Origin of the sequence: Halalkalibacillus halophilus DSM 18494 (assembly GCF_000423105.1) — a bacterium.
Lineage (GTDB): Bacteria > Bacillota > Bacilli > Bacillales > Alkalibacillaceae > Halalkalibacillus > Halalkalibacillus halophilus.
This window is the reverse complement of record NZ_KE383978.1, coordinates 179,182-203,359: the sequence shown is the minus strand read 5'-3', so window position 1 is coordinate 203,359 and position 24,178 is coordinate 179,182. Positions and strand designations below refer to the sequence as shown.

The 24,178-nt window shown below is 39.6% G+C and carries 25 protein-coding genes; 4 read left to right on the top strand and 21 right to left on the bottom strand.

Going from position 1 to position 24,178, the window contains the following annotated elements; genetic code table 11:
- Positions 1-51 precede the first annotated feature (51 nt).
- Positions 52-357, top strand: a complete 306-nt coding sequence (locus G532_RS0112820) for a DUF3243 domain-containing protein (RefSeq protein ID WP_027965154.1) — start codon at positions 52-54, stop codon at positions 355-357.
- A gap of 136 nt (positions 358-493) precedes the next feature.
- On the opposite strand, the gene lipA is transcribed toward G532_RS0112820, so the two are convergent.
- Positions 494-1,426, bottom strand: a complete 933-nt coding sequence (lipA, locus tag G532_RS15330; protein WP_035513028.1) for a lipoyl synthase — start codon at positions 1,424-1,426, stop codon at positions 494-496.
- A gap of 269 nt (positions 1,427-1,695) precedes the next feature.
- On the bottom strand, positions 1,696-2,514 hold the full coding sequence (locus G532_RS0112810) for a lipoate--protein ligase family protein (RefSeq protein ID WP_027965153.1): 819 nt from the start codon (positions 2,512-2,514) through the stop codon (positions 1,696-1,698).
- A gap of 233 nt (positions 2,515-2,747) precedes the next feature.
- On the opposite strand from G532_RS0112810, the gene G532_RS0112805 reads away from it, so the two are divergent.
- Entirely contained in the window at positions 2,748-3,077 is a 330-nt protein-coding gene (locus G532_RS0112805; protein WP_027965152.1) for a helix-turn-helix domain-containing protein, read from the top strand.
- A 29-nt stretch (positions 3,078-3,106) separates the two neighbouring features.
- On the opposite strand, the gene G532_RS0112800 is transcribed toward G532_RS0112805, so the two are convergent.
- The 12 genes from G532_RS0112800 to hutP all read right to left on the bottom strand — a co-directional run bounded on the left by G532_RS0112800 (position 3,107) and on the right by hutP (position 14,087).
- Positions 3,107-3,751 (bottom strand): class D sortase, encoded by a 645-nt coding sequence (locus tag G532_RS0112800; protein ID WP_027965151.1) that lies wholly within the window; start codon positions 3,749-3,751, stop codon positions 3,107-3,109.
- Positions 3,741-4,391, bottom strand: coding sequence for an LPXTG cell wall anchor domain-containing protein (locus G532_RS0112795; RefSeq protein ID WP_027965150.1), 651 nt, complete (start codon positions 4,389-4,391; stop codon positions 3,741-3,743). The genes G532_RS0112800 and G532_RS0112795 overlap by 11 nt, the downstream gene beginning before the upstream one ends.
- A 28-nt stretch (positions 4,392-4,419) precedes the next feature.
- Complete coding sequence (sipW, locus tag G532_RS15325) at positions 4,420-5,025, bottom strand: signal peptidase I SipW (RefSeq protein WP_035513027.1); 606 nt, start codon at positions 5,023-5,025, stop codon at positions 4,420-4,422.
- Positions 4,994-5,932 carry an amyloid fiber anchoring/assembly protein TapA gene (tapA, locus tag G532_RS0112785; protein WP_027965149.1) on the bottom strand — a complete coding sequence of 313 codons (939 nt, stop codon included), beginning with the start codon at positions 5,930-5,932 and terminating at the stop codon, positions 4,994-4,996. Before tapA ends, sipW begins: the two co-directional genes overlap by 32 nt.
- A 131-nt stretch (positions 5,933-6,063) precedes the next feature.
- Positions 6,064-6,708: a TasA family protein gene (locus G532_RS0112780; protein WP_027965148.1), complete on the bottom strand. Its 645-nt coding sequence runs from the start codon at positions 6,706-6,708 to the stop codon at positions 6,064-6,066.
- A 562-nt stretch (positions 6,709-7,270) separates the two neighbouring features.
- On the bottom strand, positions 7,271-7,453 hold the full coding sequence (locus G532_RS0112775) for an SE1832 family protein (RefSeq protein WP_027965147.1): 183 nt from the start codon (positions 7,451-7,453) through the stop codon (positions 7,271-7,273).
- 118 nt (positions 7,454-7,571) lie between these two features.
- Positions 7,572-8,096, bottom strand: coding sequence for a hypothetical protein (locus G532_RS0112770; RefSeq protein WP_027965146.1), 525 nt, complete (start codon positions 8,094-8,096; stop codon positions 7,572-7,574).
- A gap of 96 nt (positions 8,097-8,192) precedes the next feature.
- Entirely contained in the window at positions 8,193-9,137 is a 945-nt protein-coding gene (gene hutG, locus G532_RS0112765; protein ID WP_027965145.1) for a formimidoylglutamase, read from the bottom strand.
- Positions 9,130-10,386 (bottom strand): imidazolonepropionase, encoded by a 1,257-nt coding sequence (gene hutI / locus G532_RS0112760; RefSeq protein WP_027965144.1) that lies wholly within the window; start codon positions 10,384-10,386, stop codon positions 9,130-9,132. Before hutI ends, hutG begins: the two co-directional genes overlap by 8 nt.
- On the bottom strand, positions 10,387-12,054 hold the full coding sequence (gene hutU / locus G532_RS0112755; protein WP_027965143.1) for a urocanate hydratase: 1,668 nt from the start codon (positions 12,052-12,054) through the stop codon (positions 10,387-10,389).
- Entirely contained in the window at positions 12,051-13,541 is a 1,491-nt protein-coding gene (hutH, locus tag G532_RS0112750) for a histidine ammonia-lyase (RefSeq protein WP_084500779.1), read from the bottom strand. Before hutH ends, hutU begins: the two co-directional genes overlap by 4 nt.
- A gap of 93 nt (positions 13,542-13,634) precedes the next feature.
- A complete protein-coding gene (hutP, locus tag G532_RS0112745) occupies positions 13,635-14,087 on the bottom strand; it encodes a histidine utilization transcription antiterminator HutP (protein WP_027965141.1) in 453 nt (150 codons plus the stop codon).
- Between the two features lie 159 nt (positions 14,088-14,246).
- Between hutP and G532_RS0112740 the strand changes: the two genes are divergently transcribed.
- The gene (locus G532_RS0112740) at positions 14,247-15,179 is read left to right on the top strand and encodes a sensor domain-containing diguanylate cyclase (RefSeq protein ID WP_027965140.1); all 933 of its coding nucleotides are present in this window, start codon (positions 14,247-14,249) and stop codon (positions 15,177-15,179) included.
- Between the two features lie 18 nt (positions 15,180-15,197).
- Here the strand turns inward: G532_RS0112740 and G532_RS0112735 are convergent, their stop codons facing one another.
- Positions 15,198-15,728 (bottom strand): acyl-CoA thioesterase, encoded by a 531-nt coding sequence (locus G532_RS0112735; RefSeq protein ID WP_027965139.1) that lies wholly within the window; start codon positions 15,726-15,728, stop codon positions 15,198-15,200.
- Between the two features lie 112 nt (positions 15,729-15,840).
- Entirely contained in the window at positions 15,841-17,415 is a 1,575-nt protein-coding gene (locus tag G532_RS0112730; RefSeq protein WP_027965138.1) for a BCCT family transporter, read from the bottom strand.
- Positions 17,416-17,779: 364 nt separating this feature from the next.
- On the opposite strand from G532_RS0112730, the gene G532_RS0112725 reads away from it, so the two are divergent.
- Positions 17,780-18,259 (top strand): tetratricopeptide repeat protein, encoded by a 480-nt coding sequence (locus tag G532_RS0112725; RefSeq protein WP_027965137.1) that lies wholly within the window; start codon positions 17,780-17,782, stop codon positions 18,257-18,259.
- Between the two features lie 261 nt (positions 18,260-18,520).
- Here the strand turns inward: G532_RS0112725 and G532_RS0112720 are convergent, their stop codons facing one another.
- The 5 genes from G532_RS0112720 to G532_RS0112700 form a co-directional block, all read right to left on the bottom strand.
- The gene (locus tag G532_RS0112720) at positions 18,521-19,468 is read right to left on the bottom strand and encodes an L-threonine 3-dehydrogenase (RefSeq protein ID WP_027965136.1); all 948 of its coding nucleotides are present in this window, start codon (positions 19,466-19,468) and stop codon (positions 18,521-18,523) included.
- A gap of 33 nt (positions 19,469-19,501) precedes the next feature.
- Positions 19,502-20,692, bottom strand: a complete 1,191-nt coding sequence (locus G532_RS0112715) for a glycine C-acetyltransferase (protein WP_027965135.1) — start codon at positions 20,690-20,692, stop codon at positions 19,502-19,504.
- A 487-nt stretch (positions 20,693-21,179) separates the two neighbouring features.
- On the bottom strand, positions 21,180-22,217 hold the full coding sequence (locus tag G532_RS0112710; protein ID WP_027965134.1) for an ABC transporter ATP-binding protein: 1,038 nt from the start codon (positions 22,215-22,217) through the stop codon (positions 21,180-21,182).
- A complete protein-coding gene (locus G532_RS0112705) occupies positions 22,186-23,220 on the bottom strand; it encodes an ABC transporter ATP-binding protein (RefSeq protein ID WP_027965133.1) in 1,035 nt (344 codons plus the stop codon). The genes G532_RS0112710 and G532_RS0112705 overlap by 32 nt, the downstream gene beginning before the upstream one ends.
- Positions 23,221-23,244: 24 nt before the next feature.
- The gene (locus tag G532_RS0112700; RefSeq protein WP_027965132.1) at positions 23,245-24,165 is read right to left on the bottom strand and encodes an ABC transporter permease; all 921 of its coding nucleotides are present in this window, start codon (positions 24,163-24,165) and stop codon (positions 23,245-23,247) included.
- Between the last annotated feature and the right edge of the window lie 13 nt (positions 24,166-24,178).

The window sequence follows — 24,178 nt, the reverse complement described above, 5'->3', positions numbered from 1 at the left end:
TACCCATTTATTAGACGCAGTTGGGAAATAAATTTGAAAGGAGTTTAGGCAGTGGCTGAAAATCCAGAAGAAAAAGTAAGTAAGATGAAAGAAGAGAAAAAAGATGAATTAATGGAAAACTTCCAATATTTCAAGGATTATTTAGGTGACAAGGTTGAAAAAGGCGAGAAGTTAGGAATGGACGACTCTTCCTTAACTAAATACGCTAAGAAGATCGCTGATTACCTTGCAAAGAACGAAGTACCTAGAAACCGTGAAGAGTATCTATTAAATGAAATGTGGAACGTAGCAAATGAAGATGAGCGCGATAAAATCGCACATGTATTAGTAAAGCTAACCGACCGCACGAACAACTAAAAAACGGAATGATACGATCGTGAAAAAGAGCGAATTTAAGCGAGAAGCGATCGACAGGTTTTAAAGGGATTTCATAACATTAGATATATAAACTAACCTCCGAAAGCTACATAGCCATCGGAGGTTTTTTAGTGTCTTATTTTGTTACTGGTTGATTTTGAATATAATTCTCCTCATACTGCTCTCGACGACGCTTTGATGCTTCACTTACTTGTTCGTCAGCGTGATACGAAGAGCGTACTAAAGGTGCAGATTGGCAATGCTGGAACCCTTTTTGAAAGGCGATTTTTCTTAGTTCCGCGAATTCTTTTGGTTCATAGTAACGGACTACTTCTAGATGATTTCTAGTAGGCTGTAAGTATTGACCGATTGTTAAAATATCCACATCGTGTGCTAATAGATCGTCCATCGTTTCTAGAAGTTCTTCTTTCGTTTCCCCTAACCCGACCATGATACTGGATTTCGTTGGTGTATCAGGTGCAATTTCTTTTACGCGTTTTAATAAGGTTAACGATCGATCATAGGTTGCACGTGAGCGGACAGTAGGAGTTAAGCGACGAACTGTTTCGACGTTATGGTTAAAAATATCCGGTCCCGCATCCATTAACAAGCGAATATTTTCATAATCACCCTTCATATCAGAAGGTAGAACTTCAACTGTTGTTCCTGGATTACGATTTCGAATTGCTTTTACCGTTTCAGCAAAAATTGCTGCACCACCATCTTTTAAGTCGTCACGCGCAACGGCAGTAACAACCGCATGGCGTAGACCCATGATTTCTACAGACTCCGCAACACGCTCTGGCTCGCCCCAGTCTAACTCCGTTGGTAGGCCAGTTTGGACAGCACAAAAGCGACAACCACGGGTACAGACTTTCCCTAAGATCATGAAGGTAGCTGTTTTACGAACTGCCCAGCACTCATGGATATTCGGACAGCGAGCTTCCTCACATACTGTATGTAAATTTTTCTCCCGCATCATTTTCTTTAAACCAATATAGTTTTTATTGGTGTTTAATTTGATTTTTAACCATTCCGGCTTTCGGACACGTTCTTTTTTTTCAGTCATATAAACAGCCCCTTAAATTTATTTCTTTGTTAAAGCTCTATGTTGATACTGTCGAATTGCTTAGAAGCGGAAGCTTGCCGTAGGGCTTGCCTCAACTAATTTTTCTTCCATTGGCATTGCAGAAAAATGGATTTTCGGACTGCGCTGATCCCACAGGCGTCCCCGCTTCACGCAACTCTCCTCTATAAGAGGTTTCCAAAATCACATCAACTTATAAAAATAATAAAACCTAATATTAAGTTATTAATAATACTAATTTGGGATTTCTATTAACGTTTATAATTCCATTGATCAGAACTATACTTTTCTCTCGCTAGCTTCTCTACTTCTTCTGTTTGTTCATCCGTTAATTGATAAGGCTCTAATTCTACCTTCAAGCCCTTTTCAAATCCATGATAAAAAGCTTTTTCTATTTCTCGAATGTCTGGTTTACGACCTAATGCTTGTTCAATCGACGTTGCTTTTTTCTTGAAAACTTCTTTTGCTCGATTCTTTGTGTCCTCATTCGGATAAACAAACATGTCAAATAGCTCATCTACATTTGTTGAAACTGGCACAGAACCATGTTGTAAAATGACTCCTCTTTGTCTAGTTTGCGCACTACCAGCAGCTTTTAAATCTCCAATCACGAGCTCATACCAAGATGGTTCATCAAAACAAACCGCAGAACCTGTCTGATTCAACTCCCCTTCTGGAATTGCTAATTCTGCTTCTAAGCCTAGTAAGCGGTAGCCCTCTAATAATCCTTGTGAAATTACCTTATACGCTTCTGTTACAGATGCTGGCATGAACGGATGATCTTCAGAAATGATGATACTATAGGTCAATTCTTGATCATGTAAGACTGCTCGTCCCCCAGTTAGACGGCGAACAAGATCGAACCCGTACTTCTGAATATTTTCCGTATGTATTTTTCCGTCTATTTGCTGAAAGTATCCTAAAGAAACACCCGCTGGCTCCCATGTGTAAAAGCGTAATACTGGTGGAATCTCTCCTTTACTATGCCAGTCCAATAAACATTCATCCAACGCCATATTATAAGCTGGGGTATGAGCTTTGGAATGAATGAAATACCATGAATCATCCATAAAAACATCCTCTTCAAGTGATATTTATTCCTTATGTTTTACTACGTTAATTGGCTAATATGAACATCTATAGCATATCAGATTCCCCATTTTGTGTAAATTCACTTTTCAGAATTTCAGAATTCTCATACGAAGGTATGATTTTCCACTAAAAACGCCATAATAATAACATGTATTAGCATATTTTATGCTATATTTATATAGACATACGTTTTTATGAAGGAGAGTCATCGATGATTGGTGAACGCGTACAAAAATATCGTAAAGACCGAGGCTTAACCTTAACAGAGTTAGCTGAACGAGCAGGCGTAGCGAAGTCTTACATAAGTGCATTAGAAAGAAATATCCAGCAAAACCCGTCGATTCAATTTCTAGAAAAAGTTGCAGATGTACTAAACGTTTCGATCGACCAACTTTTATATGAATCGACTCCTGAAAACGAGAAAGAAACTTTGGATAATGATTGGGAAGACCTCGTCAAAGAAGCAATGAATTCCGGCGTATCAAAAGAAGAGTTCAAAGAGTTCCTTGAGTTCAACAAGTGGAAAAAAGATCAAAAATAAACATTCAGACTTCCGCCCAATATGAACGGTTAGTCTGAATGTTTCTTTGCCTGTACGATTAAACGATGAGTGGGATTAACCATTGGCTCACAGGTGATTAAAGTAATAACTTCTTCCTCTTCATCCGGTTGAAGAACAGATAAATCATTTGGTTCTACAATCTCTGTTTGAAAAACTTCGTAAGTTTCTATTTGATTACGAAGTTGCACGTCTATGTGATCCCCCGTTTTTAATTCATCCAGTCTGTTAAATTGCCGTCCAAATGTGTGACTTCGATGAGCAGCGATTCCGATATTTTTAGATTCAAATACATTTTTATCTAAAGAAAGTAATCCAGCTCCAAGTTTTAACTCGTCTTCACTCACCCCAGAGAAAATCGGTAACTTCAACTCAATTGCATTAATTTCAATAATTCCGACTGCACTGTTTTCTGCCTCTGCTTGGTGCGATTCTGCTTCTTCTATTTCTTCCAATTCATCTACATCTACTAGTTGATCCATTTCCTCATCTTCATCGTCTTCAACTTCTTCAGCAATAGCCATTCGATCGAGTGATTCAAACGCCTCAATCACTGCCTGTTCCCGTGAGTCCAAATAAACGGTTTCAAGCTTAGGGTAAAACAGTGCTGCAATCCCCAAAAGAATTAATAATGCACCGATTTTGTTACTCTTCATTTTGTTTTACGATCCGTTTCTGCTTCCATAATAAAGCAGTACCCCCTAATACAATTAAGGCTATGCCAATTACATAATATGTCCATGGAACTTCTTCCCCTGTTTGTGGTAAAAGACCCCCTACAATCGAATCTTCATTCGGTTCCCCAGGTTCAATTGGCTCCGCATCCGCCCACATTACAATAGAAAAATCCGTTTCAAGACCTTGATATTCATTACCTGACTCCCATGGAAATTCAGCTAAATAGGTGATTTCTTCTTCTTCCCCACTACCTAAAAACCTTGGTGAGAATCCATCAAAATCAGATAAATTGCCTTCATATAAAACCTCTTCACCAGCATCTAGTACAGTTAAATCTAGCTGATTATATAATTTCTCCGAACCACTCAATTGATTAGCTGCAGATTGATAATAATAATCTTGTCTGCCATCATTTTTAATTACTGAGGTTCTTTCGAAAATATCCCCTGGCTTTATATTATCCACATCGAACAACATATCACTCGGAGAAACCGAGATCGAGATTTGATTTTGTTCCTCTTCCCCGTCCGCAAGAACATGTGAAGGAGCGAAAATTCCAACAAACAATAATAGAATCATCGAGATTACTGCCGTCGCCTTTGTGAATGAAATATTCATCTAATCACCTACCGTTTCTTAACTTTCCTTAAATGGAACTCTTCGCTTCCTTAGGTTGGTCCGTTGATTCATTCTTTGAGGAAGAACGATCCAATTGTCCGATTCCCTGCCAGATCGTAAATCCAGCATAAATAATCAATAACACACCAGGAATAATTAACATTAATGCTCCACCTGTTTGAGACTGCGCAAAACTAGCTACATACCCCACATATGGAATCGTAAATCCAGCATATTCGGCAACAACATTCTCAGATAACACTAAATCACGATCTGCAGCATTATTATTATCGCCTTTTGTTTCGTACATCACATTGTCTCCACTTTGAACAACATCAACCACTCGGTGCGTGATTAGAATATCTTCCTCCATGAATGTAATGACATCACCCTCTTGGAACCTTTCCATATCCCCACCAGGCTTAACAGCAATGATCGATCCAGTTTTAAATTCCGGCTCCATCGATCCTGAGAGCACAGTTTTCACTTGGTGACCGAATACTTCTGGCTCTCCACCAGAAGCTTTTACGGAAATTACTGTAAACGTTAATAACACTAATGCTGCAATGAGTACAAAGCTTATTGTTGAGCTAACAACCTTTTTAATTGTTCTTAGATTCATTATCTTTTTCATCTTCTTCCCCTTCCTCTACTTCGGGATGAGTATTTTTCTCTTTTTCACCTGTTCCTTTATTTACTTCTTTTTCAGTTTCTGTCTCTTCGTTTTTGTCTTTATTTTTTGATTCATCTTCTTTCTTCTTAGCTTCCGAGTCCTTAGCTTCATCCACTGATTCCTCTTCTGCCTTTTCATCGTCTATCTGGTTTACTTCTTCATCGTCTTTCTTTTCTTCATTACTTTCACTAGTGGAAACTTTGTCGTCAGATCCTTTACCTTTTTTATTTTCATCCTTTTCTTTCTTATCTTTTTTATTATCATTTTTATTTTCTTTATCTTCTTCCAACTCTTCTGCTTCGTCTGTTTCTTCTTCTACTTCTTCATCTGCTTTTTTAGCAGCGTTACAATTTAGATGAACTTTCTCACTCCAAATTTCAACTCGCTTATCATAATTATCTTTAAAGCCATCTCTTTGGAATGCTTTGAACTTATAAAAGCCATCTTCTTGTGCTTCATGAGACAATTCAAAAATTTCGTTTTCACTCAATGGACCGAATTTACCTTCTGCTACCTTTTGGCCATGTGGATTAGAAGGGTTTCCTTTATCCGTGTATAATACTTCATACTCTGTTTCCCCAGTCATATCAGAACCAATGTTTTTAATTTCTACGCTGATTTCATGCAGGGCACACTCTTTCACGTTCTGAGTGTTCTTACCAATGAACTTCAACTCGCTTTTATCCCACCAATATGGAGCAGTAGTAATTTCAGTAGTAGCGGTATTTTTATCACTGAAATAGGCTGCCGTATTTGTAGTAACTAGCGAGACTGATAACACCATGGCGTACCAAATTGCAACTACCTGTAAGATTATAAATAACTTCTTGTATTTCTTCCGATATTTTTTCATTCGTGATGATCTCAAGGATCTTCCCCCTTCAATTAATGCGCAATAGATTTATTTTCTATCATGAACATACAATTGTATTTGTAGGTTTATGATAGAAAATAAATAGGTGGAAAGGTGAGAGGACTCACCTTTCCGAATTGTACCTATTATCTTAATTCACCTTCAGTTTGTTGAGCTTCGAAATCCCACTGAAGAGTTAAACTAGCATCTTGGAATGTATTTTGATCTTCATCATTATCTACAAATTCAAAAAATACTACTAGATCATCACTATCTCCAGCCTCTAAACCAGCTTTTTCCCCTCTAGTCTCACCAAAGAAAGGTAGGTTCACATATAAATCATTCTTTACAGCATCTGGCAAACCATTAGCATCTCTCAGTTCTGCCAATGTCGTTGAAGTAATTACATTATTTGGATCAAGATTAACAACGTTACCAATTCCGTTTTTATCAATATTAGTCATGAAATGAACAATTATGTGCTCCCCTAAGTCACCACCATTGTATTTATCACCATAATCAACATCATAGCTTGTGTGTAAATCTACACTAGAGATGTCTAATGTACCTCCATTTATAAGCTCAAATGCTCGAGGCATAAAATCTCCTGGTTTGAGGTTATCTACCTCAATAATTTCAGTAGGATCAACTGATAAATCCAAAGTACCAGTAGCGAATGTATTTGTAGTTTCTGCAGTATCACTAAAGTACGCAAATGTTCCTCCACCTACCATTGATAAACCTAACGCTCCTGCTAATACTCCTGCTCCTAATTTCTTTTTAATACTCATAAAATAATTTCCTCCTCTTTCTACCCCAACTCGAGGTGAACAATTTTTATTTTAATAAGATTGCTGGCCAGGCAACCCTACTAATACCTGAGTAACAACACCCACCCTGTGAGCATATGTCGCTAATTCTTTAAAAAGAACTGTTTTTCTGTTTTTGTTCTTTATAAAGAACATAAACACAGTATAGCTTGTAAATTTTAATAAGCAAAACCTGAAAATGGTCAAAATATTCTTATTTAAGAACATATTTCGTTCTTTATTAAGAATTATATGTGTTTTTTATAAAATTACTCCTGTTTTCTTCGTTATAACGAACAATGCGTTTTTGCGAGGTAATATTTTAGATTTTTTTCTCATAGAATAGGTAGGATGGGATGTACTTTATAAGAGGAGGTGATCAAGCCTGGTCCCTAACACTTACATTTGGAGAGATATCCAGAAAAGCAGCTTTATATCCGGAATTCTCCTCGCTTATCCACGAGAATTTTTTTATATCCAGAAATCTCTTTTTTCCAATAGTTAAAAAAACGACTGCACTCTGCAGTCGTTTTTCTCGTTTTTTCTACTCTTCCGCTTCTGCCTTCCGCTTACGGAGCTCAGCCAACTGATCTTCCATCTGGTTAAGCTGTTCCTCTAACTTCGCAATGTTCCCGCCGTTTGCTTCTAGTTTATCTAAATCGCCTTGGATGCGAATGTAATCGTTCTTTACTTGATTGATCTCTGCTTGTATTTCCTCTTTAGTCATTGTTATCACTCCATTTGTAGGTTCGATTTCATTGTAAACAGTGCGGGCTATTGTTTCAAGCAAAATAAATACCAGAAGTCTGCGTTCTCGTTCGCAGTACTTCTGGCTAGAGTTTGGTTTAATGATGAAAGACGAAGTTTCGCAATGGAAGGGTTTGTTCTTTTTCCATGCCATTTTCTTCGTACGTAATATGTAGTTCTTTTAGGTCGAATTGGTAGTTGGATTGTAATAAGGATACTTTTAATACTAATGTAAAAATTGGCTGCTTTAATTCATAGTTATTTACTCGGTGATAATCCCCGACAATTTGGCGCATTTGGGGATTATATCCGTAAAGAACATTCGTCTCGTTGCTTTCATCAATGTATAACTCTACATGAATTGCTTCATTTTCTTGGCTTAATGGTGTGCCGTCATCTTTTATAATCTCTATGTGACGAATGAGTGGCTTGCTATCTCCATCCCACACGATCTTACTCCCGATATATACGTCATTGTATTTATCAAAAAGAGCAGCTTTCGCGTTTGTATGGCTAACTCGTTCAAAGCTACCTGGTTGGTCTTTCGCTTCAACCACAAAGTACCCTGTCAGCCCTACGGCAACTATTACACCTATTATAATAAGCCAGATATACTTTCTCATGCGCTCTTTCCCCCGTAATATTTTCTATCTGCAGCATGCACAAAAGTTGGCCATTATATACCATTCCACACAAACGCCTAATATCCTGCTTTTCCTTTATAAAATTTTTGCTTTAATAAATTGAAATATGCCGTAAGCTGCGACTCTACTGGTCATGTTACGAAAATCTAATGTCGGATCAATTTCTACAAAATCAATTGCTTGAGCTTTTTGGTGCTTACTCGCAACTTTAATCGCTTGAAGTAATGTTTTACTATCCATGCCTCCTGGTCCAATCGCTGGACAGCCTGGTGCATAAGCCTGATCTAATACATCGATATCTACAGTAATATAGATGAAATCTACTTTTTCAGCAAGTCGACTCATTTCTTTATCGATCAGCTCATCAATTGAACCTTTTTCTACATCTTCCATTGTATGCACGGACACCCCGTGATTATGCGCGTAATCGTCATACGCTTTGGCATTGGTGAAGTCGCGAATACCAATTTGGACAATATCTTCCCCTAATAAAACCTGATTTTCAATCGCACGCCTGAATGGAGTTCCATTTGTTGGTCCACCGTCTTCTAAATTTCTTAAGTCATGGTGGGCGTCAAACTGAAGCAATCCCACCCTTCCGTATTTCTCTTGAAAAGCTTTGATCGCGGGATAACTAATGGAATGATCTCCACCTAAAACAATATGAAATTCCGCTTCTTCTCGACTTAAAATATCTCGCACGCTAGTAAATATGCGTTCCTGCGAAGCTACTATATCCGTTGGGTGCATTGTAATATCACCGAAATCAGTAATCTCATCATTTTTAAAATCATAACCACTCTCATTAGAATACGTAGAGTAACTTGCCATGGCCTCGCGAATTGCCCCTGGAGCAAAGGAGGCACCTGAATGACTAATTGACGGTTTTGATAAAGGCGCACCTACCAATCCAAATTGGCGTTTCTGTCCATCTGCTCCTTTCAATATTTCATTAAACTTCGTGACGTTGGAATCTACAAATTTGGCTTGACCGGCTAGTTTTAAATAATGATTATCCATGTAAACTCCCCCGTTCATACAGTTTCTTCCCACGTTTATAAACCGTGTTCACATGATTGACTCCGTAATGGTATGGAATGTACATATAATTCGGTGCGTCCCAAATGACGACATCTGCGTTTCGTCCGACTTTGATCTGACCAGCTTCCTCTCCACGATTAATCGCATGGGCAGCATTGACCGTAACCGCATGCCAAATTTCTTCTGGAGTCATTTTCATTTTTAAAGCTGCAAGGGACATAATCAACTGAATATTTTCTGTCACCGAGCTTCCTGGATTAAAATCTGTAGAAATTGCTATAGCTGCGCCAGCTTCAATCATGTCCCGTGCTCTTGCGAAGTCTCCTTTTCCTAAATAAAAGATCGTCCCAGGAAGCAAAACTCCAATTGTATTTGATTTAGCAAGTGCTTGGATTCCTTCATCAGATGCTACGGCCAAATGATCACCTGAACGTGCATCTAATTCAACTGCTAGCTCCGTTCCGCCAAGTGGCACAATTTCATCCGCATGAAGTTTCACATCAAATCCATGCTCTTTTGCCTTTTGTAAGTAATCTCGAGATTGTTCAACAGAAAACACACCTTCTTCGGTGAAAATATCAACAAACTCCGCTAATCCTTCTTCTTTAATAATTGGAAAAAGCCGCGCCATTTCATCTAGAAGCGCTTGTGGATTTTCTTTAAATTCTTTTGTGATCGCATGGGCGCCGAGAAAGGTGGAAATTACATCTAATGGATGATTCTCCCCTGCTTTTTTAGCAACTCGCAACTGTTTCAATTCCGTTTCTTCATCCATTCCATAGCCACTCTTTGCTTCCACTGTTGTAATCCCATAACTAGCCATCCGGTCTAAATGAAACATCGCTTTTTCATACAGCGCTTCCTCACTCGTTTCTCGGGTAGCTTTTACAGTCGACAAAATCCCCCCACCTTGGGCTAAAATATCTAAATAAGGGACGCCTTGTTGTTTTAAGGCCATTTCGTGTTCACGAGAGCCACCAAAGACTAAGTGGGTATGGGGTTCTACTATACCTGGTGTGACAAGCTTTCCTTCACAGTCGACTCTTTCGTCTGCTTGAAGCTTCTCTAACTCATCAGAAGGACCGACTTTACTTACTTTCCCATCTTCCATAAATAACGCGTAGTCTTCAAAGACAGGTAGTTCCTGCATTGCTTTTCCATGTGCTTGACCGTTATGGTGGTCCATCGTTAGTAGTTGACCAATATTATATAAAAGTGTTGTATGCATTTATTGATCTCCTTTCATCATCGGGATCTGGACGCCTTTTTCTTTAGCTGTTTCTTCCGCTAGTTCATAGCCTGCATCTACGTGTCTTGCAACTCCCATGCCTGGGTCTGATGTTAAGACACGTTCTAATCGTGCCGCCGCTTCTTTTGTTCCATCAGCAACAATGACCATACCTGCATGAATCGAATATCCCATACCGACTCCACCACCGTGATGCATCGATACCCAGCTAGCTCCATTCACACTATTGATTAGCGCATTTAAAATCGGCCAGTCGGCAACTGCATCACTTCCGTCTTTCATCGCTTCTGTTTCGCGATTCGGCGAAGCTACGGAACCACAATCCAAGTGATCTCTTCCGATTACGATTGGAGCAGATAATTCTCCTGAGGCAACCATAGCATTAATAATTTTTCCAAAACGAGCACGCTCTCCATATCCTAACCAACATATTCTAGAAGGTAATCCTTGAAAAGCGACTTTCTCTTTCGCCATCTTAATCCACTTACATAAATGTTCATTATCAGCGAATTCTTTTAGTAACACATCATCTATTTTATAAATGTCAGACTCCTCACCAGATAAAGCTACCCAGCGAAATGGTCCTTTTCCTTCACAAAACTGTGGGCGAATAAACGCTGGGACAAACCCCGGGAAGCTAAATGCCTCCTTAAATCCTGCATCATAAGCTTCTTGACGGATGTTATTTCCATAGTCAAAAGTGACAGCACCTTGTTCTTGCAATGCTACCATGGCCTCGACGTGCTGTTTCATGCTTGCTTGTGCATCTTGAATGAATTTATCCGGAGTGGCCTCACGAAAACCAACCGCTTCCTCTAATGAATATCCCACTGGTAAATAGCCATTCAGTGGGTCATGTGCAGAAGTTTGATCCGTAACCAAATCTGGTGTGATTCCTCGTTCGACCAGATCAGGCAAAATTTCAGCCGCATTCCCAAGTAACCCAATCGAGAGCCCTTCCTCTTTATTCATCGCATCTTCCGCCATAGTTAAAGCTTCATCTAGTGAATCCGTCATAGTGTGTAAATATTTATGTTCGATCCGTCTTTTAATCCTCTTCTCATCGACTTCTATCACGATAGCGACCCCATCATTCATTGTTACAGCAAGTGGTTGAGCTCCCCCCATGCCACCAAGGCCAGCAGTTACCGTTAACGTCCCTTTTAAACTTCCATTAAAATGTTGTCGCGCGGCTTCTGCGAATGTTTCATAGGTCCCTTGCAAAATCCCCTGTGTACCAATATAGATCCAACTCCCTGCTGTCATTTGACCAAACATCATGAGACCTCGTTTTTCTAAGTCACGAAAATGATCCCAATTCGCCCAAGCAGGTACTAAATTAGAGTTTGCTAGTAATACACGTGGCGCATCAGCATGCGATTTAAATACAGCAACTGGCTTCCCTGATTGCACGAGCATGGTTTCATCGGACTCCAGTTCCTTTAACGTACGAACGATTGCATGATAGCTTTCCCAGTTACGCGCAACCTTTCCAATTCCACCATAAACAACGAGGTCATCTGGATTCTCTGCAACCTCCGGATCTAGGTTATTCATCAACATGCGTAGAGCCGCTTCTTGCACCCACCCTTTCGTATTTAGTTCCGTTCCCCTTGGTGCACGAATACCTTTTACTTTTTCACTCATTCCATCGCTCCCTTTCTATTGATTAACCAACTCGTTAACGATTCAATATCCGTTGAAAATACACGATCTTTCGTAATCGATGGCACTATTTCACGTGCTTCTTGATACAACTTCCTGGAATGCGTTCCTAGCTTCTCAATCCCCCGAATCTCCGCAGCTTGTAAAGCGCAAATGAGCTCGATCGCAATCACTCGATGTGCGTTTTGAATGATTTGATCTGCATGTCTCGCTCCCGTTGTACCCATGCTGACATGATCTTCTTGATTGGCAGAAGAGGGAATCGAGTCCACGCTAGCTGGGTGCGCCAATGTTTTATTTTCAGAAACCAAAGATGCAGCCGTATACTGCATAATCATCGCACCAGATTGCAAGCCTGGTTCCGGACTTAAAAATGGTGGTAGATCATTTAACTGCGGGTTCACCAGTCTTTCAATCCTTCGTTCTGATATGTTCGCTACTTCGGCTACTCCAATTTTTAATAAGTCCATCGCGATCGCTACCGGTTGCCCGTGAAAGTTTCCACCAGAAATAATTTCACCATCATCTGTAAAAATTAATGGATTATCTGTCGCCGCATTGATCTCAATCTCCAACTTATCTTTCACATAAGCTAGTGTTTGTAAGCTTGCACCTAAAACCTGAGGGATACACCTAAGGGAATACGCATCTTGCACACGAATCTCCCCTTGTCTGGTTACTAACTCGCTGCCCCTGACGTAACCACGTATCCTTGCCGCAACATCGATTTGTTCTTTAAACCCACGGGCTTGATGAATCTTTTCATTAAATGCATCCATCACACCGCGTAGTCCCTCAAGCGTCATGGCTGCAATTTGTTCGGACTGAAAGAACAATCGCTCCGCCTGTAGATAATTAAGGGCACCTATAGCAGTCATTGCTTGGGTTCCGTTAATTAACGCTAATCCTTCTTTTGCCTGTAATTGAATCGGCTCTAATTGATGCTGTGCCAGTACAGTTCCAGATTTCACCCTTTTATCATCTTGAAAAACTTCCCCTTCCCCAATCAAGACTAAAGCTAGATGTGCTAGCGGCGCCAAGTCCCCACTAGCTCCTAATGAACCTTGTGAGGGGATCACTGGATGTATTTTATAGTTTAAGAAATCTACTAACCTTTCAATCAGGACTGGACGAACCCCTGAGAACCCTTTAAGTAACGCATTGGCACGGAGTAATAACATTGTCCTGCTTACTTCTTCTTTAAAAGGTTCTCCAACACCACACGCATGTGAGTGAATTAAATGCAATTGCAATTCATTTACATCACAAGCGTTAATTTCGATATCACTGAACTTTCCGAACCCCGTATTGATTCCATAGATAACTTCATGCTGCTCGATTTTTTCCTCCACAAGTCTGCGACTATCCCGCACGCCTTCCAACGCTTCATCAGAGATCGTCACATGTTCATAGTTATAAACGACCTCTTGTACTTCTTGTAAGGTTAAACCATATCCTTTTAACTCCACACGCTCACCTCTCCTTCCACACAAAAAGGGACCTGTTCTTAGGCATTACTAAGAACAAGCCCCCTATTGTCTATTCGCTATGGGCAAAATATTTTATATATGATTGATTCCTAGACCTGCTGTTTCATGTTCGAGACCTTTAATCGGCGCACCAATCGTCCCATATAACGCAACAGCAATCCATTCACCTTCTGCTTCTTTTCGATAAGGCCTACCACGCACAATCGCAAATCGTAGCCCAACAGTTCGCATCACTTCGCCTAATTGCACTTGACCACGAGTAACTCCTTGGACGGCTTCTAGAATTGCATGATACAGCGCGTGCATTTCACGATACAATCCTTCTTCAATTAAACCGTTACGCTTTGCAGCCGTCTCCATGGCGGAAACAACTTTCTGCAAATCCATCGATCCTGTTTTTCCAGTACAATACTGCAATTTTTCCTGTTCGAATTGTTGCTCAAGCACCTTGATCTCCTCACTATTGGCTAATACTAACTGTAGGGCCCGCTTTCCAATTCGAGTATCTTGCTTTTCATCTACCATCTGAAAACCAACTTTTTTAATTTAGTTTCTAATTTCAGTTTATCCTTTTTCGAATTTTAAGTCAATTTGAGATTTATTAGACTTTTTTCCTAATTCTTAATTATTAGTTATTAAAATAGGGTACAGTGTAGATAAAACACATCAGAAGGTGGTACGCGCATGAAAACAAACCCTAAATTTTATCAAAACATCATTGATTCGATCCTTTATCAAATAGCGATCATAGACATAAACGGAATTATTATTTCAACGAACGATGCTTGGAACAAGTTTACGAATGAAAATACACCAGAAGGAAAGCATATTTTCATTATTGAACAAAATTACTTAAGTGTCGTTAATCATCAAACTACACAGGATATATATAATGGGATTCAATCGGTTTTAACCGGAGAACATACCCACTTTGGTAAGCAGTACCCTTGCCATTCAGAAGAAGAAAAACGATGGTTTCAAATGGATGTCACTCCTCTTTACCAAGAATCGAGTGAAATTGAAGGTGCTGTCATTTCCCATGTGAACATTACGGAAAGAGTATTAGCAGAGGAAAAACTTCAGAAGCTAAATCGCAAAATGGAGAAATATGCATACCTTGATCCCTTATGTGGGGTGCTAAATCGACGTGGATTCGATCATACATTAGAATCTGAATGGAGCAAGAGTAATTCTATTTCATTAGTAATGTTTGATATAGATAATTTCAAAACCTTCAACGATACATATGGTCACCCTAAAGGAGATGAATGTATCCAAGTGATTGGAGAATTAATGAATGACGTAATCTACGATTTGCCAATGCAAGCTGCTCGTTACGGGGGAGAAGAATTCATGTTCATCGTATCAAATATGGATCACTCCGACGTGGTTGCGATTACAGAAAAATTCCGCACAAACTTAGAACAATTGAACTTTCTTGTACAACCTGGGTTGAAGAAATCCATTACTATAAGTGCTGGTGTAATCACTACGCATCCAACTCAAGATACCAATAAAGATCAATTGGTCCATGAAGTCGATCAGTTACTTTATCAAGCGAAGCAGCAAGGGAAGAATATAGTAGTAAGTCGAGAAATAGTAAAAGCACCCAATTAGAAGTTTGGGTGCTTTTTCTTATGATTCATTTAATGGTGTATCCCACGGGAAATACGTTCCAAATCGTTCTGCTAGTTCTTTCGAATGTGCTCTTCGTTCTTTACGGTGTTCTGCACGTTTTGGCCCACCTTCATGTAGCCATTTCTCTTGATCCGTTTCGGGATATACAGATGGCACTTCAACTGGTTTTCCACTTTCGTTCACAGCAACCATTGTCATGAATGCTGTTGTACATACTTTACGCTCACCTGTTAATAAATTTTCGGTAATGGCTTTCACAAAAATCTCCATAGACGTGTGGTGTGTCCACGTAACAAAAGCTTCTAAGCAAATCGTGTGTCCTGATTTTACTGGTGCTAAGAAGTCGACTGAGTCAGTAGAAGCGGTAACAACAGGCATGCGCGCATGTCGAGTTGCTGCAATTGCTGCTACATCATCTAAGTAAGCCATCAGCTTTCCGCCAAATAAAGTTCCGTGACTATTTGTATCTGGTGGCAACACGTGGGAGTTTTTCACTGTTAACGAATAAAGACATGGCTTTGCTTCCATATAAATCACCTCTTCTTATTATAATACTATTATACCACTTGACCATTCTTCCTAACCATATTTTCATTTGCAAAAAAAGAGAGCCCACCAAGTTGGTGAACTCATCAAAAGATTAATCGTCTTTCTTCTTGATTCCTTGTTCAATGGCAAGCTTCCCAGCAATTTTTACAGAATCCCATACTGGTGGGAGCAATAATAACGAAACGGGAACAGCTGTTACGACAATGAAGTTCTGTAACATACCTACCGCTCCACTTGCTCCTGCGTCACTTTCACCAATGACAATTAATGCCACGGCTACAGCACCAAAAACAAGAGCCCAGAATACTCGAACATATTTGCTCGGATCATCATTACCCGTAACAGCAACCGCAGATGCATATGACATCGAGTCCGTTGTTGTTGCAACGAAAATTACTGTAATGATCAAGAAACCGATAGCTAGTATATCACCTAGTGGCAACTGGCTTAAGATTGCTGCGACGGCCGCTTCTTGGCCGACTTCATTCAGCGGTTCAGAAACGCTTCCTGGATTGTTGATCTCTTGGAAGATCCCTGTTCCACCAATTGTTGCAAACCAGAAGTTACTTACAATTGGAGCAATTAATGCTACAGCAATAACAAGTTCTCGAATTGTACGACCTCTTGAAATTCGACTAATAAAGATTGCCATCATTGGTCCGAAACCAATAAACCAACCCCAGAAGAAGATCGTCCACCAACCAAGCCAAGCACCGTCAGCTCGTGTCATACTCATGGTTAGATAATTTTGAAGTTGAAATGCCTCTGCTGCAACAAACGCATCAAAGATAAATAGGGTCGGTCCAACAATCAAAATAAAGATCATTAATACAACTGCGAAACTTACATTATATCTACTTAAGGTCTGAATCCCTTTATCCACACCAGTGATCGCAGAAATGGATGCAATAACAACGAGTATTAAAATGAATGAAATTTGAGTTAATAAACTACTTGGTACTCCAAATATATCTTCAAAAGCATAGGCAGCTTGAAGACCTAGGAACCCAATTGCACCAATCGTACCCGCAGCAACAGCAATAATAGAAGTTATATCTGCAAGCATTCCAAATGGGTGGAAGCGACGGAAGATTTTATCGCCAAATAAAGGGAATAAAATCGTACGTGGTTTTAAAGGCATGCCACGATGATAGTGTGCATACATCAATACAATCGTAGCAACTGTTCCTAAGATCGCCCAAGCAGAGAAGCCCCAGTGGAAAAACGCCTGTGACATCCCCGGAACAACACGCTCCCATTCGCTCATACCTTCACCTGCAAATAGTGGAGGTGTATCCATATAATGTGTAATCGGCTCGCTAGCAGCCCAGAACACTCCACCTGCAGCTAGCAATGTTGTTAAAATCATCGCTATCCAGCGGAAGTTACTATATTTTGGTGCCGCTTGTTCACCAAGTCTTACACGCCCATAACGGGAAAACATTAATATTAAACTGACGATTAATGTAGCAAGCATTAACAGCTGCCAATATAATCCAAAATACTCTACTGAGAAATTAAAAGACGCATCTACAGCGCTCGTCGCAAAATCCGGTGTAAAAAAAGCTAATAATAAAAAGAGCAATAAGAAGCCACCGCTTACGATCAAGGAACCCCACTGGACCCCCGTCCCTAAATACTCATCCGAGTGATACTTTTTCTTCATTCTTTTCCTCCTGTTGTAATGTAGTTGGGGAAAAGCTCAGCTTCCGTTCTATGTCGTCTAATAGAAGCACTTGCTTTTCAAAGCAAATTGCATGTTTAAGTAAAAGTTGTGTACTATAGGTTTACCCTATTTTCACGTAAATTTTTCACAACTAATTTAAAATTGTAGATAATTGTTCACTCTACGTCAAAATTTTAGTACGCTAAGTATGACTATGATTCGGTAGCATCTGCTTGCATGTGACTCCTAATATAGTCATGTAGGTTAATTTCCCTACATTTAAAGTGATTTAGCGTTATTTCGAGTATAGAAATATATGTATATGAATTTATGTTTAATTTTGTATATAAAAGGAAGTGTTTGCATGAATTATTTAGAAAATATTCTTAAGTTTAAAGAAAACAGTCAGTGGGAAGATGCGCAAAAACTTATCTTGGAAGTATTGGAACAGGAACAGAATTCTGAAGTATATTTTCATGCGGGAGACATACATGAAAAACTTGAAATGTTTCCACAAGCGATTACATATTATAAGCAGGCTCTAGAAGAAGCGGAGAATTTAGATTTACGGGAAGAAATCCTCCTTTCTTTAGGCAGAAGCTACCGATCAGTAGGCTTATATGATTTAGCAGTTGAAACGCTAGAGATCGGAATGAGTGAGTTTCCTACGAATAATAAAATGTCCGTTTATTTTGCGATGGCTTTATATAACCAAGGAGACCCTGACCTGGCAATGGAGATTATCATTCAAAAGTTGTTAGAAACTACCCAAGATCAATCGCTAAAAGAGGAACAGGAGTTAATTGAGTTTTATGCAAGTTGTTTAGATGAGACGTTTAGCTAGTTAGTTTGGGATATATGATTATTGAAGACTGATTGGAGTGCGGTAACGACTGATTGGCACTTCTGAACACTGATTGGAGTGCGTTAACAACTGATTGGGGCTTTTGAACACTGATTGGAGAGTCTTAACGACTGATTGGCGCTCCTGAACACTGATTGGAGAGCCTTATACGACTGATTGGCACTCCTGAACACTGATTGGAGTTACCCCACAGCCACTTAGAAATAAAAAGACATTGCGCAGGCAATGTCTTTTTATTCTTTATCCTAATTTCTCTCGTAACTTTTCTAACATATCTGTTGTCATTTTATCGATATCATATTTGGCTTCAAAGCCCCATTCGTCTTTCGCTGCTGCACAGTCAATGGAATTCGGCCAACTTTCAGCGATTTTTTGACGGACAGGGTCGACCTTATAGTCCATCGTAAACTCTGGAAGTTGCTTTTTGATTGCCGCTTCAAAATCTTCTGGTGAAGCACTTACTGCTGTAATATTAAAAGCATTTCGGTGAACAAGCTTTTCAGAATCAGCTTCCATCAATTGGATAATTGCATTCACAGCGTCTGGCATATACATCATATCCATTTGGGTTCCTTCTGCAATATAGGAGGTATAGCTACCTTTTTTAAGTGCTTCGTAATAGATCTCTACTGCATAATCCGTCGTTCCTCCACCTGGTTCTGTTACATAAGAGATCAATCCAGGAAAGCGAACTCCTCTTGTATCAACTCCGAAGCGATTATAGTAATAATCACACAAAAGTTCTCCAGCTACCTTATTAACTCCATACATCGTCGTTGGACGCTGAATCGTGTCTTGAGGAGTAAGGTCTTTAGGTGTGTTCGGACCAAATGCACCAATTGAACTTGGGGTGAAGAATTTCGTATCCAATTCTCTCGCAACTTCTAGGGCATTCATTAGTCCATTCATATTTAGATTCCATGCTAATTGTGGATTATTTTCTGCTTTTGCTGAAAGTAGTGCGGCTAAATGAATTACCGTATCCACTTGGTACTTCTTTGCAATCATCAACATCTTTTCATAATCGGTTACATCTAATATTTCAAATGGTCCACCAGTTACCACTGGACTATCGGCTTCACGAATATCGGTTGCAACCACGTTATCCGTTCCATAAATCTCACGCAATTTGGTGGTTAACTCTGAACCGATTTGCCCCAATGCACCAGTAATTAAAATCTTCTTCATTGACTCGTTTCCCCCAATCCCTTTTCAATCTCTCTATATAATTCCCATTTCCTTACCTACTTTTTCATAAATCTTAATTGCGTCATCTAGCATTTCTTTCGTGTGAGCGGCTGTAGGCATATTACGCACACGTCCAGTCCCACGAGGTACCGTTGGGAAAACGATCGACTTTGCGTACACACCTTCTTCATGCAGTCGCTTACTAAATTGTTGCGTTGTTTTTTCTTCTCCAATAATACATGGCGTAATTGGTGTTTCACTTTCTCCGATATCAAAACCTAATTCTTTTAGGCCTTTTTTCAAGTAGTCTCCATTTTCCCAAAGCTTATCATGAAGTTCTGTAGACTCCATCAACATGCTAATTGCTTCTGTACAAGCAGTTACATCTGCAGGGGATAGAGAAGTTGAGAATAGGAATGGACGAGAGCGAACTTTTAGCCAGTCGATTAAGTTTTCCTTACCTGCTACATATCCACCGACGACACCAATTGCTTTAGATAACGTACCCATTTGGATATCCACATCATTTTGAAGTCCAAAATGTTTCACAGTACCTGCACCTTTTCCAAGGACACCTGAACCGTGCGCATCATCCACATAAGAAATAAGATCGAATTCTTTAGCAACCTCTACGATTTCAGGAAGCTTTGCAACATCCCCATCCATAGAGAATACGCCATCCGTAATAACCATTACTTTATTATACTGACCAGATTCCGTTGCTTCTTTAGCCTTTTTACGTAAATCTTCCATATTAGAGTGTTCAAATGGAATGATTTTCGCTTTGGATAAACGACACCCATCAATGATGGAAGCGTGGTTTAAAGCATCCGATAAGATCGCGTCATTCTTATCCATAATTGCAGAAATAGCAGCCATATTACAATTGAATCCTGACTGGAATGCAATTGCGAATTCTGTGCCTTTAAATTCAGCAATCTTCTCTTCTAATTCCACGTGGACATCTAATGTTCCGTTAATGGTACGAACAGCACCTGCTCCGACACCATGTGTATCAATAGCTTTTTTCGCCACTTCTCTTAAGCGGTCGTTTGTAGCTAGTCCTAAATAGTTGTTTGAGGATAAATTGATTAATTTTTGATCGTTAAGTGTGATGACCGGTCCATTCGCGCCTTGCACCGGATCGATTTCATTATATAATCCTTGGTCTTTTAATTCTTGCAAATTCTCGTTTAAAAAGTTTTCTAATGTTTTACTTGGCATTGTATGACCTCCTAAGGTTATTGATCATTTCTCCATTTTTTATCATAACATGTTTTACATTGATGCTGTGAATGTTTCATAAGGGATTTTTAGTGAGACAGGTTGCTTTGCAGTCTAGTGGAATATTGCTCACACATGAGATTTATGGATATCCGTAGACTTTTGTGGATATAAGCTATAACTTCTGGATATATCTTCGACTTTCGTGGATATATCCAAGACATTTCTGGATAAATAAAAAATGTTATGGATATGAGCTTAGATTTATGGATATACCTCTACTTTTCTGGATATATTTTAATTTCAAGTACTTCATAAATCAGTTCACCCGCTAATCGCACGCAATTATATAAAAAAGGAAACTTGCTGCGTGAGCACTATAAACGATCCTCTCTCCTCTACAACCTATAATTCCTCATTATCCTTAAGATATCCTCAACTTTATTCCAAAACAAAAACAGGGAGATTGCTCCCCCTGTTTATATAGTTACACTTGTCTTACTTTAGATGTATCGCGAGTTGGTTTATGTTCTCCAGACTCGATTTCTCTAATATAGTGACACGCAGCTTGGTGTCCACCATCCATATAATCTTCATCACGGAGTTCTGGCGTTTCTTCTACACATTTTTCTGTTGCAAATGGACAACGTGTGTGGAAACGACAGCCACTAGGTGGGTCTATTGGTGAAGGTACATCACCTTGTAAGAAGATACGCTCCGTTTTCTTATCTGGGTCCGGAACAGGGATCGCTGATAACAATGCTTTTGTATAAGGGTGTTGTGGATTGTTGAAGATAGATTTTTTATCTCCTATTTCTACAATCTTTCCTAAATACATTACAATGATTCGATCAGAGATATGACGAACCACACCTAAGTCGTGAGCAATAAATAGATACGTAAGATTCATTTCATCCTGGAACTTTTTCAATAGGTTCAATACTTGCGCTTGAATGGAAACGTCAAGTGCAGAAACAGCTTCATCACAAATGATCAACTTCGGATCAACCGATAGTGCACGTGCGATACCAATACGCTGACGCTGTCCACCTGAGAACTCGTGAGGAAAACGGTCAGCTTGGTGAGGCTGTAGCCCAACCGTTTCCATCAATTCAGAAACACGGTTTGCGCGGTCTTTTTTAGGAACTACATTTTGGATGTCCATTGCTTCCACTAATGTTTGTCTTACCGTTTGTCGTGGGTTTAACGAAGCATATGGATCCTGGAATATAATTTGCATATCCTTACGCATTTTACGCATGTCTTTTTTATTTAAACCTAATACATTCGTTCCATCAAATTCTACTTCTCCAGCAGTCGGTTCATCAAGACGAAGGATGGCACGGCCTGTTGTGGATTTACCACACCCGGACTCCCCTACGACACTGACTGTCTCTCCTTCATATATTGTGAAAGTGACATCATCTACTGCCTTTACGTTATTTACTGTGCGTCCAAAAACTCCACCTTTAATTGGGAAGTATTGTTTTAAATTATTTATTTTCAGAAGTTCTTTCTGGCTCATACACTTTCACCTCCGGATCGCCGTCCCACTCATCAGTGTAAATCCAACAGCGAATTTGTTCACCATCTCCAACATCTTTCAGTTCAGGTAGATGATTGTGGCATAGATCTGTCGCAAATGGACAACGTGGTGCAAAGCGACAACCTTCTGGCATATCATGTGGTGGAGGAACCGTTCCTTTAATTGGAATTAATTCCTCTTGGTCCACATCACTACGTGGTAGTGAATTTAGTAACCCTACGGTATATGGATGACGTGGGTTTTTGAACAGCGTGCGAACGTCTGCATACTCAACCACTTTTCCACAATACATTACAGCTACATAATCACATGTCTCTGCTACAACACCTAAGTCGTGCGTAATCATAATAACGGACATACCGATTTCTTGTTGTAATTCTTTAATTAATTCTAAAATCTGAGCTTGAATAGTTACGTCTAACGCCGTTGTTGGCTCATCTGCAATTAGAAGCTCTGGATTACATGCTAATGCCATCGCAATCATGACACGTTGACGCATACCACCGGATAATTCAAATGGATATTGCGTCACACGTTTTTGTGGAGAAGGAATTCCTACTAGCTCCAACAATTCGATTGCTTTATCTGTTCCTTTTTGTTTTCCTAGCCCTTGGTGAATTTTCAAAGCTTCACGAATTTGTTGCCCTACAGTATACGTAGGGTTTAAGGAAGTCATTGGTTCTTGGAAAATCATCGAGATCTTATTACCACGAATCTGACGGATTTGTTTTTCAGAGAAATCTAGCAAGTTTTCTCCTTTAAAATTAATTTCACCGCCAACGATTTTACCAGGGTGACCAATCAATTGAAGAATCGATAAGGCAGAAATACTTTTACCTGAACCAGATTCCCCAACGATTCCCAATGTTTGCCCTTTAGGTACATCGAAAGTTACCCCATCAACAGCTTTGACTTCTTCTCCCTCTATAAAGAAGGAAGTACGTAAATCTTTCACCTCTAAAATATTCTCTTCTTGTTTCATCGAACGCCACCTCGCTTTCTATGCTTAGTCTAAATCAATACGTTTATTTAGTAGTCGATACGAAATATCAACAATTAAGTTCACAAGTACGAAGATTACAGCAATAATTAGTACACAGGCTTGCACAACTGGGAAGTCACGGGCCTGAATTGAATCAATTAGCAAACGTCCCATTCCGTTAATTGCGAATACCGTTTCAGTAAGAACTGTACCTGCAAGAAGTGCACCGAACTGCAAACCGATAACTGTTACTACAGGAATTAAGGCATTTTTAAGGGCGTGTTTATAAACAACGTAACGTTCCCTTACACCTTTTGCCCGAGCCGTTCGAATATAATCTTGTTGAATTACATCAAGCATACTGGAACGGGTCATACGGGCTATGATTGCAGCCCCGGCTGTGCCAAGTGTAATAATCGGTAAAACCAATTGATTCGGGCTTCCCCAACCAGTTGGATCGAACCAACCTAGATTTATAGAGAAGTACTGAATTAACATTAAACCTAACCAGAAGTTCGGCATGGATAGGCCGAATAAAGCAACAATCATAATAGAAATATCTGAAATAGTATACTGTCGTACTGCAGAAACAATTCCTGCAATCAACCCTAAGAAAATACTGAAAATTGTACTATAAATCGCTAACTCTAAAGTTACCCAGAAACGAGGCATTACATGGTCTGCAACGGGTAAGTTGTCTCTCATGGAGACACCAAAGTCTAATCTTATAGCATCAGCTAAAAAATTAAAATATTGTATGGGTAAAGGGTCATTTAATCCCAGACGTTGTTCAATTGCTTGAACCGTGGCGTCAGGAGCGTTCTCTCCTGCTAAAATCATAGCTGGGTTACCAGGAGTAAGGTGCATCAAAGAAAACACCAAAATTGTTACACCTATTAGCACCGGTATCAACTGGAGTAAACGACGAATGATAAACGTTGTCATGACGATTGCACCT